At 66.7% G+C, this 13,237-nt stretch carries 11 protein-coding genes; 5 read left to right on the top strand and 6 right to left on the bottom strand.

Annotated elements, in window-relative coordinates:
- Window positions 1–28: 28 nt before the first annotated feature.
- The 3 genes from ACFVTD_RS16175 to ACFVTD_RS16165 are packed head-to-tail and all read right to left on the bottom strand — an operon-like array spanning window position 29 to window position 3,639.
- On the bottom strand, window positions 29–940 hold the full coding sequence (locus tag ACFVTD_RS16175) for a MaoC family dehydratase (protein WP_387564834.1): 912 nt from the start codon (window positions 938–940) through the stop codon (window positions 29–31).
- On the bottom strand, window positions 937–2,277 hold the full coding sequence (locus ACFVTD_RS16170) for a 3-oxoacyl-ACP reductase (protein ID WP_387564832.1): 1,341 nt from the start codon (window positions 2,275–2,277) through the stop codon (window positions 937–939). The genes ACFVTD_RS16175 and ACFVTD_RS16170 overlap by 4 nt, the downstream gene beginning before the upstream one ends.
- 9 nt (window positions 2,278–2,286) lie before the next feature.
- Complete coding sequence (locus tag ACFVTD_RS16165; protein WP_387564831.1) at window positions 2,287–3,639, bottom strand: acetyl-CoA C-acetyltransferase; 1,353 nt, start codon at window positions 3,637–3,639, stop codon at window positions 2,287–2,289.
- Between the two features lie 61 nt (window positions 3,640–3,700).
- Here ACFVTD_RS16165 and ACFVTD_RS16160 point away from each other — a divergent pair, with 61 nt between their 5' ends.
- Both ACFVTD_RS16160 and ACFVTD_RS16155 read left to right on the top strand, forming a co-directional pair.
- Window positions 3,701–4,429 (top strand): TetR/AcrR family transcriptional regulator, encoded by a 729-nt coding sequence (locus ACFVTD_RS16160; RefSeq protein ID WP_387564829.1) that lies wholly within the window; start codon window positions 3,701–3,703, stop codon window positions 4,427–4,429.
- A 1-nt stretch (window position 4,430) separates the two neighbouring features.
- The gene (locus ACFVTD_RS16155) at window positions 4,431–6,542 is read left to right on the top strand and encodes an acyl-CoA dehydrogenase (protein ID WP_387564827.1); all 2,112 of its coding nucleotides are present in this window, start codon (window positions 4,431–4,433) and stop codon (window positions 6,540–6,542) included.
- Between the two features lie 93 nt (window positions 6,543–6,635).
- Here the strand turns inward: ACFVTD_RS16155 and glgA are convergent, their stop codons facing one another.
- Window positions 6,636–7,841, bottom strand: coding sequence for a glycogen synthase (gene glgA / locus ACFVTD_RS16150; protein WP_387564825.1), 1,206 nt, complete (start codon window positions 7,839–7,841; stop codon window positions 6,636–6,638).
- 102 nt (window positions 7,842–7,943) lie between these two features.
- Here glgA and glgC point away from each other — a divergent pair, with 102 nt between their 5' ends.
- From glgC to ACFVTD_RS16135, 3 genes are all read left to right on the top strand, one after another.
- Window positions 7,944–9,353 carry a glucose-1-phosphate adenylyltransferase gene (gene glgC, locus ACFVTD_RS16145; protein WP_387564823.1) on the top strand — a complete coding sequence of 470 codons (1,410 nt, stop codon included), beginning with the start codon at window positions 7,944–7,946 and terminating at the stop codon, window positions 9,351–9,353.
- Between the two features lie 89 nt (window positions 9,354–9,442).
- Window positions 9,443–10,894, top strand: coding sequence for an SDR family NAD(P)-dependent oxidoreductase (locus tag ACFVTD_RS16140; protein WP_387564821.1), 1,452 nt, complete (start codon window positions 9,443–9,445; stop codon window positions 10,892–10,894).
- A gap of 19 nt (window positions 10,895–10,913) precedes the next feature.
- Window positions 10,914–11,381 carry a pyridoxamine 5'-phosphate oxidase family protein gene (locus tag ACFVTD_RS16135; protein ID WP_387564819.1) on the top strand — a complete coding sequence of 156 codons (468 nt, stop codon included), beginning with the start codon at window positions 10,914–10,916 and terminating at the stop codon, window positions 11,379–11,381.
- A 46-nt stretch (window positions 11,382–11,427) separates the two neighbouring features.
- Here ACFVTD_RS16135 and ACFVTD_RS16130 read toward each other — a convergent pair whose 3' ends face one another.
- On the bottom strand, window positions 11,428–12,279 hold the full coding sequence (locus ACFVTD_RS16130) for a transglutaminase N-terminal domain-containing protein (protein ID WP_387564817.1): 852 nt from the start codon (window positions 12,277–12,279) through the stop codon (window positions 11,428–11,430).
- Window positions 12,276–13,202: an alpha-E domain-containing protein gene (locus tag ACFVTD_RS16125; RefSeq protein WP_141160461.1), complete on the bottom strand. Its 927-nt coding sequence runs from the start codon at window positions 13,200–13,202 to the stop codon at window positions 12,276–12,278. Before ACFVTD_RS16125 ends, ACFVTD_RS16130 begins: the two co-directional genes overlap by 4 nt.
- Window positions 13,203–13,237 lie beyond the last annotated feature (35 nt).

Genomic DNA, 13,237 nt, shown 5'->3' with positions numbered 1-13,237 from the left:
GCAAAAATCCAGGCTGCACCGTCCGGTCCTACAGGGCCGACACCGTCCCGCTGAAGTGGCGCCGCCCCGAGCGTGGACTCCATGCGACGAAACTGGAGTGCTTCCATGCGCCGGAACCAGTCTGATCGGTCCCGATCTCCAGGGCGACCCGGGAGGGCAGGAAGACCGGGGCCTCAAATTCCACATCCCACAGGAACGAATCGCCCCGGGCGGGGCCCACATCTGCGAGCGCACGGGACGCGAGGTACATGCCGTGCGCTATCGATCGCCGCATCCCCAGGGCCTTGGCCGAGAGCACGCTGAGGTGGATGGGGTTGAAGTCCCCCGAGACCGCTGCGTACGCACGGCCGGTATCCACGCCGAGGTGCCACAGCGCCGTCGGGTCCGGTGCCGTGAAATCAGCCTTCGGCGGCACGGCTGAGGGCTTGTCGATCCCCGGCAGGAAGACGCCCTTGGCCAGGTACGTCGAAACTCCGCGCCAATGGATTTCGCCGGAGCCGGCCCGCCGCACTTCCGCCACTACGTCCACCTGTGTCCCCGCACGGTGGCCGCGGAGGTTTTCCACCCGCGCGGTCATGTCAAGGACGTCGGTGAACAACAGCGGTGATCTCTGCTCGACACTGTTGCGCAGGTGGATCATCCCCAGCAGGGGCAACGGGAAATCGTCCCGGTTCATGACACTCATGGCCAAGGGGAATGCGATGGCGTGAATGAACCCGGCGGGCAGGACGTCACTGGCCGTCTCGCCGATCAGGTGCTGGTAAGCCGTAAGGTTTTCCACCCCGACCGTGACGCCCTTGACTTCGTGGCTCTCCGCCGGGAGGACCACGGAGTCGTGCGTGCCGAGGAGCCTGCGCCTCGCGGCCTGCGCGGCGGCGTTGACGTAAAGCTTGGACAACGAGGGCATTTCGGCCAGGACCACCGGTTGCTGGACCGTCATGCCCCCACCAGGTTCTGCCCGCACACCCGCAGCACCTCCCCGTTGATTCCGCCGGCGGCGTCGCTGGCCAGGAAGGCGATGGTTTCCGCGACGTCGGACGGCAGTCCGCCCTGCTGCAGCGAGTTCAACCGGCGTGCCACCTCGCGGACGGCGAAGGGGATGCGCGCCGTCATCTCCGTTTCGATGAAGCCGGGAGCCACGGCATTGATGGTGCCGCCGCGGGATGCGAGCAGCGGGGCTGTGGCACGCACCATTCCCATGACCCCTCCCTTGGACGCGGCGTAATTGGTTTGTCCCCGGTTTCCGGCGATGCCGCTGGTGGAGGCCACTGAAACAATTCGCGGTGACTGCCGGAAGTGTTCAGAGGCGAGCAGGGTTTCATTGATGCGGAGCTGGGCGGAGATGTTGATGTTGATGACTGAGTTCCACCGGACCTGGTCCATGTTGGCCAACAGCTTGTCCCGCGTAACGCCGGCATTGTGCACCACAATGTCCAGCTGCCCGTGCCGCTGAACGGCGTGGTCAATGATCCGCTGGCCGGCGTCGGCACCGGTGATGTCCAGCTGAACCGCGGTGGCCCGCACCTCGTTGGCCACCGAGGCCAGTTGGTCCCCTGCGGCAGGGATGTCCACCACGATCAGGGTGGCGCCATCGCGGTGCAGCGTCCTGGCAATCTGGGCTCCGATGCCGCGGGCCGCACCGGTGACGACGGCCACCTTGCCTGCCAGCGGCCGCTCCGGGTCTGCGGGAAGGCTGCCGTCCTCCGACGAGACGGTCAGGAACTGTCCGTCCACGAAGGCTGACCGCCCGGAGAGGAAGAACCTCAGGGCGCCCAGGGCGCTGGAACTGGTGGCGGTGGTGCCGTCCGCGAGGACCACGCCGTTGCCGGTTGCGCCGGCCCGCAGTTCCTTGGCCAGGGACCGCAGGAAGCCATCCACCCCCTGCCGGGCTGCCGCGGCTTCGGGTGTGGACGCTTCCGACGCCGGGCGGGAGAGCGTGATGATCCGTCCGCCCGCGCGCAGGTCACGCAGGGATCCTGCCGCTGCCAGCACGGGCTTTTCAAGGTCTGCCGGGTGCTCCAGCTCGTCGAGGACCAGGATGATGGCGCCCAGCTTTTCGGCGGGAACAGCATGCCGCCGGACGTCGAGGTCCCAGGACAGCAGTTCCGCGGCGAGCTTGTCCGCCCCCGCGGTGTTGCCCAGGACCACGACGGGTCCGGTTACCAGCGGCTGCCCGGGCTGGTACCGGCGCAGGACCGCAGGTTGCGGAAGCCCGAGCTTCTTTGCCAGGTTGCGGCCCATGCCGCTGTTGACCAGTTGTGTGTAGGTGTCTGCCACGGCCGCCCCCTACAGGGATTCCAGGATGGCGACGACGCCTTGGCCGCCGGCGGCGCATACGGACACCAGGCCCCGGGCCGGCTTCCCGGTGGCAGCAGACTTGGCATGGAGCATCTTGGCCAGCGTGCCGACGATGCGGCCGCCGGTGGCGGCAAAGGGGTGGCCGGCCGCCAGGGAGGACCCGTTGACGTTGAGGCGGGAACGGTCGACGCTACCGAACGCGCCGTCGAGGCCCAGGCGGGTGCGCCCGAATTCGTCGTCCTCCCAGGCTGCGAGCGTGCTGAGGACCGTGGCGGCGAACGCTTCGTGGATCTCGAAGAAGTCGAAGTCGGCCAGTGTCAGGCCTTGCCGGGCCAGGAGGCGGGGCACGGCGAATACGGGAGCCATCAGCAACCCGTCCTTGCCATGGACGAAGTCGACGGCAGCGGCCTCGGCGTCGACCATGGCTGCCAGCTTGGGCAGGTCGCGGGCATCTGCCCATTCGTCGGACGCCAGCAGCACCGTGGACGCGCCGTCCGTCAGTGGGGTGGAATTGCCCGCCGTCATGGTGGCATCCGCTCCAAGGTTGCGTCCGAAGACCGGCTTGAGGGATCCCAGTTTCTCCAACGAGGTGTCCGCCCGCAGGTTCCCGTCACGCGTCAGCCCCCGGTAGGGCGTCATCAGGTCGTCAAAGAACCCGGAGTCGTAGGCGGCGGCCAGGTTGTGGTGGCTGTTCAGTGCCAGCTCGTCCTGCGCTTCCCGGGAGATCTTCCACTGCGCGGTGGTCAGCGCCTGGTGCTCGCCCATGGACAGGCCGGTACGCGGTTCCGCCGTGCCCGGGGCCAATGGGGCCAGGTCCTTGGGGCGGAGACGGCTGAGGATCTGGAGCCGCTGGGGAAGGGTTTTCGCCCGGTGAAGGTCCAGTACGACTTCGCGGAGTCCTTCACTGACCACCACGGGTGCGTCGGAGGCCGAATCCACGCCGCCGGCGATGGCCGAATCGATCTGCCCGAGCTTGATTTTGTTCGCCAGCCCCACCACCGTTTCCAGTCCCGTGGCACATGCCTGCTGAAGGTCGAACACGGGCGTCTCCGCCGATAGCGCCGATCCCAGCACCGCCTCCCTGGTGAGGTTGAAGTCACGGGAGTGCTTCAGGACCGCGCCAGCCGCCACTTGCCCGATGCGCTCGTCCTGTAGGCCGAACCGCGCGATCAGGCCATCGAGGGCCGCCGTCAGCATGTCCTGGTTGGACGACTTTGCGTAGGCTCCGCCGGCGCGGGCAAACGGGATCCTGTTGGCGCCAACGATCACCGCCCTGCGGGTTGCCGGAACGGCAGGCCGGGCTGATCCGACTGCGGGGATGGACTGTCCTTCTGTGGACATGGAGGGCTCCTCTGGTCACAAGTGGTTACCGATACCCAGCGTACCTGATACGCTGGGTATCGTGAACCTTCAGGACACGCACTCCCCCTTGACCATCGAATTGCCGGCGCCCGCCAGCCCGGACGGGCGCTCGTCGCGGTGGCAGAGCCACCGGGAGGAACGGCGCAGGGAACTCATCAAGCAGGCCCGCCGCGCGGTGCATGCGCTCGGCAGCGATGCCTCAATGGAGGACATCGCCACGGCGGCCGGGACATCGAAGTCCGTTTTCTACCGGTACTTCGGGGACAAGGCCGGCCTGCAGCAGGCCGTGGGCGAGGTAGTCCTCAGCCAGATGCAGCACCGCATCCAGGAGGCCGCACAAAGTGCGCTGACACCGCGGGAAGGCCTGCTGGCAATGGTCTCGGCGTATCTCCAGATGGCCGCCACCAGCCCCAACGTCTATACCTTCGTCACCAGTTATGCGCCGGCCGATGCCGCCAACCCGCCGCACCCTGCCGCGGCAGGTGGACCGCTGGGCCCCTTTTTCGACGCCATCGCGGACATGATCGCCACGCCCATGCGGTCACACCTGGCGGGCGTCAAGGAAACCGTCATCGGCTACTGGCCCAAGGCGGCGATCGGCCTGGTCCGGAACGCCGGTGAACAGTGGCTCAGCACCCCGGACTCCCCCACCAAACCAGACCAGGAGGCCATGGCCCGCCAGATCACGGCATGGCTGTGCGTGGGCATCGTCCCCGAACTCACCCCCGCTTCAACGACCACCAAGTTATCCGCCAAAGAAGGACTGTGACATGACTGACGTAGTGGAACGCCCAGCGCGCAAGGGGCTCCGCCCCGCCGCAACCCCTGCAGCCAAGCCCGCGGACGAAAGCCCCGCGCCCGCCGTCGACGTCGAGGCGCTGGGCAGGCAGCTCCTGGGCAAATGGGCCGACGTCCGGCTCCAGGCGAGGGACCTGGCCGGCAGGCCCGAACTGCACAAGATCGAGGGCCTGACGCACACCGAACACCGTGCCCGCGTCTTCGGGCAACTCAAGTACCTTGTGGACAATGAAGCCGTCCACCGCGCCTTTCCCTCGGAGCTGGGGGGATCCGATGACCACGGCGGCAATATCGCCGGCTTCGAAGAGCTGGTGGTGGCGGACCCGTCCCTGCAGATCAAGGCCGGGGTTCAATGGGGACTCTTCGGATCCGCTGTGATGCACCTGGGAACCGCAGAACACCACGCCAAGTGGCTGCCCGGAATCATGAGCCTGGACATCCCCGGCTGCTTCGCCATGACGGAGACCGGCCACGGCTCGGACGTGGCCAGCATTGCCACCACCGCAACCTACGAGCCCGCCACCGAAGAGTTCATCATCAACACCCCGTTCCGCGCCGCCTGGAAGGACTACATCGGCAACGCGGCCAACGACGGCCTCGGCGCCGTGGTGTTCGCCCAGTTGGTCACCCGCGGCGTGAACCACGGCGTCCATGCCTTCTACGTGGACCTCCGGGACCCGGACACCAAGGAGTTCCTGCCCGGAATCGGCGGCGAGGACGACGGCGTCAAGGGCGGCCTGAACGGCATCGACAACGGCCGGCTGCACTTCGACAACGTCCGCGTCCCCCGGACCAACCTCCTGAACCGGTACGGCAACGTCGACGCAGACGGAACCTATACCTCGCCCATCGCCAGCCCCGGCCGGCGCTTCTTCACCATGCTGGGCACCCTGGTCCAGGGCCGCGTGTCACTGGACGGCGCCGCCGTGGCCGCCTCCAAGGTGGCCCTGAAGGCCGCTATCCAGTACGCCACCGAACGCCGCCAGTTCAACGCTTCCTCGCACACGGAAGAAGAAGTCCTGCTCGACTACCAGCGGCACCAGCGGCGCCTGTTCACGCGCCTGGCCACCACCTACGCCGCCAGCTTTGCACACGAGCAGCTCCTGCAGAAGTTCGACGACGTCTTCTCCGGCGCCCACGACACCGACGCGGACCGCCAGGACCTGGAGACCCTGGCTGCAGCCCTGAAGCCCCTCAGTACCTGGCACGCCCTGGACACCCTCCAGGAATGCCGTGAAGCATGCGGCGGTGCCGGCTTCCTGATCGAAAACCGGTTCGCCTCGCTGCGCGCTGACCTGGACGTATATGTCACTTTCGAGGGCGACAACACCGTTCTGCTGCAGTTGGTGGCCAAGCGCCTGCTGGCCGACTACGCCAAGGAGTTTAGGAATGTGGACTTCGGCGTCCTGGCCCGGTACGTGGTGAACCAGGCCGCCGGCGCCGCTGTGCACCGCACCGGCCTGCGCCAGGTGGCCCAGTTCATGGCTGACACGGGGTCGGTCCAGAAGGCCGCCATCGCCCTCCGCGACGAGGAAGGCCAGCGCGCCCTGCTCACCGACCGGGTGCAGACCATGGTGGCTGAGGCCGGTGCTGCCTTGAAGGGCAGCAAGCGCCTGTCCCAGGACAAGGGTGCGGCCCTGTTCAACCGACACCAGAATGAACTCATTGACGCCGCCCAGGCGCACGCTGAACTGCTGCAGTGGGAAGCGTTCACCGAGGCGCTCCGGGAAGTGGCGGATCCGGGAACCAGGACGGTACTCACCTGGCTGCGTGACCTCTTCGGCCTGTCCCTGATTGAGGAGAACCTGTCCTGGTACCTCATGAACGGCCGGCTTTCCATGCAGCGGGCCCGCACGGTGGGCGGCTACATCAACCGGCTGCTCGAGAAGATCCGCCCGCATGCCCTCGACCTGGTGGAAGCCTTCGGGTACGGCGAAGAGCATGTCCGGGCGGCCATCGCCACGGGCGCCGAAAGGAGCCGCCAGGACGAGGCGCGTGCGCACTCCCGCGCCGAGCGGGCCAGCGGGCATGCCCCGGTGGACGAGAAAGTCCTGATCGCCAGGGCCGCGGGCCGCAAGGCCTAACCCCGGCGGACACGAGGACCCGGGCAACCAACGACGGCGCCGCTCCCCTGAGTCAGGGGAGCGGCGCCGTCGTTGGTTGTACTGCCGGGACGTTCAGGCTCCGGCCGGCAACACCGAGCGGTACACCTCAAGGGTGGTTTCCGTGATCGATTCCCACGAGAAGTGCTTTTCGGCGCGCTCGCGGCCCGCCTCGCCCATTGCCCGGGCGCGTGCGGGATCGGACACCACCTCAGTCAGGGCGGCCGCGAACTCCGCCACGAACTTCTCCGGGTCCAGGGGCGTCCCGGTCCCATCGGTGACCTGTTCCAGGTCCACCAGCAGGCCGGTTTCGCCGTGCTGGACCACCTCGGGGATGCCGCCCGTGGCGCTGGCCACCACTGCGGCGCCGCAGGCCATGGCTTCAAGGTTCACGATGCCGAGCGGCTCGTAGATGGAAGGGCAGGCGAAGGCCGTGGCATGGCTGAGGACCTGGATCAGTTCGTGGCGCGGCAGCATCCGTTCAATCAGCACCACACCGGTGCGCTGCTTCTGCAGCTCCTCGATGAGTGCCGCTGTTTCGGCAGCCAGTTCCGCAGTGTCCGCGGCGCCCAGGCACAGGACCAGCTGGACGTCGGCGGGCAGTCTCGCTGCTGCGCGCAGGAGGTAGGGAACGCCCTTCTGGCGTGTGTTTCTTCCCACAAAGACGACGCTCGGCTTGGCGGGGTCAATGCCCAGGGCGCGGACGGCGTCGTCGTTGTCATCACGCTGCCAGAGCGCCACGTCGATCCCGTTGTGGACCACACGGACCTTTTCCGGGTCAACGTTGGGGTAGCTGCGCAGGATGTCCTGGCGCATGCCCTCGGACACGGCGATGATGGCCGCCGCCGCTTCGTAGGCCGTCTTCTCCACCCAGGAGGAGAGGGCGTAGCCGCCGCCGAGCTGTTCGGCCTTCCAGGGACGCAGCGGCTCGAGGCTGTGCGCGCTGAGAACGTGCGGAATCCCGTGCAGCAGGGAGGCCAGGTGGCCTGCCATGTTCGCGTACCAGGTATGCGAATGGACCAGGTCCGCGCCCTGCACGTCCGGCACAATGCGCAGGTCCACGCCCAGGGTCTGGACCGCTGCGTTGGCCCCGTCCAAGTCTCCAGGAACCTGGTACGACGTCACGGTGGCGCCGTGATAGTCAGCGTCGCGGGGCGCGCCGAAAGCACGAACCTGCAGGTCAACGTGCTTACTAAGCACCCTGCTCAACTCGGCTACGTGTACCCCGGCGCCGCCATAGATTTCCGGCGGGAACTCTTTAGTCACAATGTCTATTCGCACAAGACCCAAGGTAGTCGTTCACGGATAACTGTTCTAGTGTGAAGGAGTCCGGGCCTACCGGACTGTCTTGGGGAGTTACGAAGGCGTACAGGAGCGACCATTATGCCGTTGACCAAAAAAGTCCTGGCCATTGTCCTCGCAGGTGGCGAGGGGAACAGATTGATGCCACTGACGGCAGACCGGGCCAAGCCCGCCGTGCCCTTTGCGGGCAGCTACCGCCTGATCGATTTTGCGATTTCAAACCTGGTGAATTCGCGTTACCTGCAGATTGTGGTCCTCACCCAATACAAATCCCATAGCCTCGACCGGCATATTTCCGAAGCATGGCGGATGTCCACCCAGCTCGGCAACTACGTCGCTTCCGTCCCCGCACAGCAGCGCGTCGGCAAGAGCTGGTTCTTGGGCAGCGCCAACGCCATCTACCAGTCCCTGAACCTGATCCATGACGCCAACCCCGACATCGTCGTCGTGGTCGGTGCCGACCACGTGTACCGCATGGACTTCGCCCAGATGGTGGACCAGCACGTCCGCAGCGGCGCCAAGGCCACCGTGGCGGCTGTCCGGCAGCCGCTGCACATGGCCGACCAGTTCGGCGTCATCGAAGTGGACCAGAACGACTCCCAGAAGATTGCCGCCTTCGTGGAGAAGCCCTCCAGCACGCCCGGGCTCGCGGCCGACCCCTCGCAGTTCCTGGCCTCCATGGGCAACTACGTATTCGACGCCGACGCCCTGGTGGCCGCGCTCCACGTGGACGCCGAGCGGCTGGATACCAAGCACGACATGGGCGGCGACATCATCCCCTACTTCGTCAACCGGGGCGAGGCCGGCGTCTACGACTTCACCCTCAACGAGATCCCCGGTTCCACGGAACGCGACCGCACCTACTGGCGCGACGTTGGCACCATCGACTCCTTCTATGACGCCCACATGGACCTCATCTCCCCGCTGCCTGTCTTCAACCTCTACAACTCTGAGTGGCCCATCTACACCCGGCAAAGCATCTCCCCGCCGGCCAAGTTCGTCCGGGGCAAGAACAACACCGTTGGCACGGCACTGGACTCGATCGTCTCCAGCGGCGTGGTGATTTCCGGCGGCGTGGTGGAGGGCTCGGTCCTGTCCAACGACGTCTACGTGGCTACCAGCAGCCGGGTTATCGATTCGGTCCTGATGGACAAGGTCCAGGTGGGTGCAGGAGCCGTCATCAACCGGGCCATCCTGGACAAGAACGTCAAGGTCCCCGCGGGTGCCGCCATCGGCCTGGATCCTGAGCTGGACCGTGCCCGCGGCTTCAAGGTCACGGAGTCGGGCATCACCGTCCTTTCCAAGGGCCAGGAAGTGCCGGAGCCCAGCGAGGAGGAACGCCAGCTCGCCGCCAACCACGTAGCGGTCCTGCCCAACGCCATCAAGGCAGCCGCCGAACAATACTCCGGTGTCCGCGAGGCCGCCGACAAGGTGGCCGGAACGCATGCTGCCGCAGCAGCGGAGGCTGCACCTGCCGCCCGCCTGGGCTGACCTGCAGCTGTCCTCCCGGTAACGGTTCCGCAGGCCGGGGCACCCCTAATGGTGCTCCGGCCTGCGGCGTACGCTGTAAAATTTTCCCAATGAGCTCCCCCGATCTGACCCCTGAGGACATCCAGGCCTGCCTCAAGGTCCTGAACACCATCCACGCGTACGACGAGGAGCACCCGGACTACATCTCGGTGCGCCGCGCCACGGGGAAGATGTTCAAGGCCGTCAAGCGCCACCGCCGGGTCGCCAAGCGTGATTCGATCGCCGAGGCGGACCGGGCAGTCATTGCCCAGACGGCCACCGCCGCCCCGGACCGCATCGACGACGAGACCCGCGGGAACAAGCTGGCACCGTCCGCCACCGGGAAGATCGCCGGACACCTCTTGCGGTCCCGTCCCTGCTACATCTGCAAGCAGCACTACACCCAGGTGGATGCTTTCTACCACCAGCTGTGCCCGGAATGCGCTGCGTTCAGCCACAGCAAGCGCGATGCACGGACCGACCTCACCGGGCGGCGGGCACTGCTGACCGGCGGGCGGGCCAAGATCGGCATGTACATCGCCCTCCGGCTGCTGCGCGACGGAGCGCACACCACCATCACCACCCGGTTCCCCAAGGATGCGGCCCGCCGCTTCGCCGCCATGGAAGACAGTGGCGAGTGGCTGCACCGCCTCCGGATCGTGGGAATCGACCTGCGCGACCCCGCCCAGGTCATGGCCCTGACCGATTCGCTCGACCAGGCCGGTCCGCTGGACATCATCATCAACAACGCGGCCCAGACCGTGCGCCGGTCCGGCAACGCCTACAAGCCACTGGTGGACGCCGAGGACGAACCGCTTCCGGCGGCACTGGAGCAGGCCAACGGCGGACCTGAACTGCTGACGTTCGGCCATGCACATGACAAGCACCCGCTGGCACTGGCCGGCAGCGTCACCGACCACCCGGTCCTCGCCGGCGATGCCGTCACGTCCCTGGCGCTGTCCACCGGCTCCGCGTCACTGGAACGGATCGCCGCCGGGACGGCCATCGACGCCGGCGGCCTGGTCCCTGACCTTGCCACCATCAACAGCTGGACGCAGGTGGTGGACGAGGTGGATCCGCTGGAAATGCTTGAGGTCCAGCTCTGCAACGTCACCGCACCGTTCCTGTTGGTCAGCCGGCTGCGGGGCGCCATGAAGCGGTCCACCGCCCGGCGCAAATACATTGTGAACGTCTCCGCGATGGAAGGGCAGTTCTCCCGCGCCTACAAGGGCCCCGGGCATCCGCATACCAACATGGCCAAGGCAGCGCTGAACATGATGACCCGCACCAGCGCCCAGGAGATGCTGGATACGGACGGCATCCTGATGACTGCCGTGGACACCGGCTGGATCACGGACGAGCGCCCGCACTTCACCAAGGTCCGGCTGATGGAGGAAGGCTTCCACGCACCCCTCGACCTGGTGGATGGCGCTGCCCGGGTCTACGATCCGATCGTCATGGGTGAAAACGGTGAGGACCAGTACGGTGTCTTCCTCAAGGATTACAAGCCCAGCCCCTGGTGATGCGGGGTATGCTCACGGCATGAGCAACGAGTCATCCACCCAAGTGCAGAATCTTGAACACCACGAATGCTGGGCGCTCCTGCGGACTGTGTCCGTGGGAAGGCTGGCGGTCCTCGTTGAGGGCAGGCCGGATATCTTCCCGGTCAACTTCACGGTGGACGGCGGCACGCTGGTCTTCAGGACGGCCCAGGGAACCAAGCTGTCAGCTGCCTCCGGGGATGCCCCCGTGGCGGTGGAGGCCGACGGCGTGGACCCTGACACGGGCCTGGCGTGGAGCGTGGTCATCAAGGGCACGGCTGCCCTGGTCAAGAGCACCGAGGACGTGCTGGAGACGTCCCGCCTGTACCTCTTCCCCTGGCAGGCAGGGCGGAAGGACGCGTTCGTGCGCATCACCCCGGACAGTGTCACGGGCCGCCGCTTCAAGGTGACGGACCCGATGACGTGGTGGACCCAGATCAGCGGCTCCGCCAAAGCGTCCCAGGAATAGGCCGACGGCGGGTTCCCCGTCCACGGAGGCCGGGGAACCCCATATGTCAGGCGAGCTGGGTGATCTCCACGCTGACCTTCAGGGCCGAGCCGCCGCCTCCGGACAGGATCCCCTTCAGTGGGGGCACGTCGCGGTAGTCGCGGCCCCTGGCCACCGTGACATGGAAGTCACCGGCGGGCTTGTGGTTGGTGGGGTCCCAGCTGCGCCAGTCCCCGTCCCACCATTCGAGCCAGGCATGGGACTGCCCGGCCACCGTCTCGCCGATCCCTGCGCTGGAGCGCGGGTGCAGGTAGCCGGAGACATAGCGGGCCGGAATGCCGCAGCTGCGCAGTGCGCCGATAGCCAGGTGCGCCAGGTCCTGGCACACCCCCTGGCGCTGGCCCCAGGCCTCCTCCGCGTTGGTGGTGACGGCGGTGGAGCCGGACATGTAGGTCATCTCCCCGCGCATCCAGGCGAACACAGCCATGGCGGCCTCGTGCGGGTTCTTTCCCGCCACGACGCCCGGGATGATGCCCAGGACTTCCTCGCCAGGCCCGCTGAGCCGGGACTGGGGCAGCCAGTCGCTGAAGGCGTCCAAGGTTTCCGGGGATGCCAGCTGGTCCCAGCCCACAATGTCCGACTCGGCAGGAATCTTCTCCGCCCTGTGCACCTCGACGGTGATGTTGGAGACCACCTCGAGGTTTTCGTGCGGCATCTGCATGTCGAAAGCCGTGACCCGGGTTCCCCAGTAGTCCCGGTAAGTGCTCACTGCCGCCTGCGACGGCGAAACCTTCACCACGGATTCCAGCACCACCTGCTGCGAATCCGTCAGCGGCGTCATGCGGGCCTCGTTGTAGGACAGCGTCACCCGCTTGTTGTACTTGTAGGCCGTCCTGTGGACGATGCTCAACCGGGTCATGACACTTCTCCCACCCAGGCAAGTTCGTCCGCCTGATTGAAGTACTTACGGGAAATGGCGTCCGAGGCCTGGGACACTGCCTTCTGCACCCGTTCCATGTGTTCGGGCAGCTCTGACATGAGGTCGTCAGTGCGGTGGAACTCGAGGAAGGTGCGGGCCTGGCCCACGATGCGCCGCGCATCGTTGATGAAGCCCACGCGCTGGGCGGAGGGGTCCAGCTTGGCCAGGCACTCGTCCGCATCCCGCAGCGCGTAGACGATGGACCGCGGGAACAGCCGGTCCAGGAGCAGGAACTCGGCGGCGTGCTGGTCTCCGAACGCGGCGCGGCGGGTGCGGAGGAACGATTCGTAAGCGCCGGCGCAGCGGAGCATGTTCACCCACGACATGCCGGCGGAGAGGACGTCCCGGGTCGAAAGCATCCGTGCCGTCATGTCCGCGCGCTCCAGGGAACGGCCCAGCACCAGGAAGAGCCAGCTCTCGTCATGGCTCACGGTGGTATCGGCGAGCCCGCTGACCATCGCGGTACGCTCCAGGGTCCAGTTGCAGAACCGGTAAGTGCCCACCACGTCCTTCCGGTGCTGGCTCAGCCCGTAGTACGTGGTGTTCAGGCTTTCCCACAGCCCGGAGGACACGGTCTCGCGTGCACGGCGGGCGTTCTCGCGGGCAGCCCCCAATGAACCGGCGATGGAGGTGGCACTGGTCTTGTCGTACGCCAGGGCGTGGAGGAGCTCCGGCAGGCCGAAATCCTCGCTCTGCGGCTTGGCGCCCATGACGGCCAGGAGTTCCTGTGCCACGCTCTTCCGCTCCTCCATGGGAAGGTGGTTGAGGCGTTCCAGGTGGACATCTAGGATGCGGGCGGTACCGTCGGCCCGCTCCACGTAACGGCCGATCCAAAAAAGGGACTCGGCAATACGGCTAAGCATTCGCGGCTACCTCCTGCGCGCCCGGAATGTTGACA

The organism is Pseudarthrobacter sp. NPDC058119, assembly GCF_042884655.1.
Lineage (GTDB): Bacteria > Actinomycetota > Actinomycetes > Actinomycetales > Micrococcaceae > Arthrobacter.
The sequence above is the reverse complement of the archived record's forward strand: the minus strand, read 5'-3'. Positions and strand labels throughout refer to the sequence as shown.

Coding starts and splice junctions, on each gene's coding strand:
- glgC (WP_387564823.1), top strand. CDS start 7,944: ATGCCGTTGACCAAAAAAGTCCTGGCCATTGTCCTCGCAGGTGGCGAG.
- ACFVTD_RS16165 (WP_387564831.1), bottom strand. CDS start 3,639: ATGTCCACAGAAGGACAGTCCATCCCCGCAGTCGGATCAGCCCGGCCT.
- ACFVTD_RS16155 (WP_387564827.1), top strand. CDS start 4,431: ATGACTGACGTAGTGGAACGCCCAGCGCGCAAGGGGCTCCGCCCCGCC.
- ACFVTD_RS16140 (WP_387564821.1), top strand. CDS start 9,443: ATGAGCTCCCCCGATCTGACCCCTGAGGACATCCAGGCCTGCCTCAAG.
- ACFVTD_RS16175 (WP_387564834.1), bottom strand. CDS start 940: ATGACGGTCCAGCAACCGGTGGTCCTGGCCGAAATGCCCTCGTTGTCC.
- ACFVTD_RS16125 (WP_141160461.1), bottom strand. CDS start 13,202: ATGCTTAGCCGTATTGCCGAGTCCCTTTTTTGGATCGGCCGTTACGTG.
- ACFVTD_RS16135 (WP_387564819.1), top strand. CDS start 10,914: ATGAGCAACGAGTCATCCACCCAAGTGCAGAATCTTGAACACCACGAA.
- ACFVTD_RS16130 (WP_387564817.1), bottom strand. CDS start 12,279: ATGACCCGGTTGAGCATCGTCCACAGGACGGCCTACAAGTACAACAAG.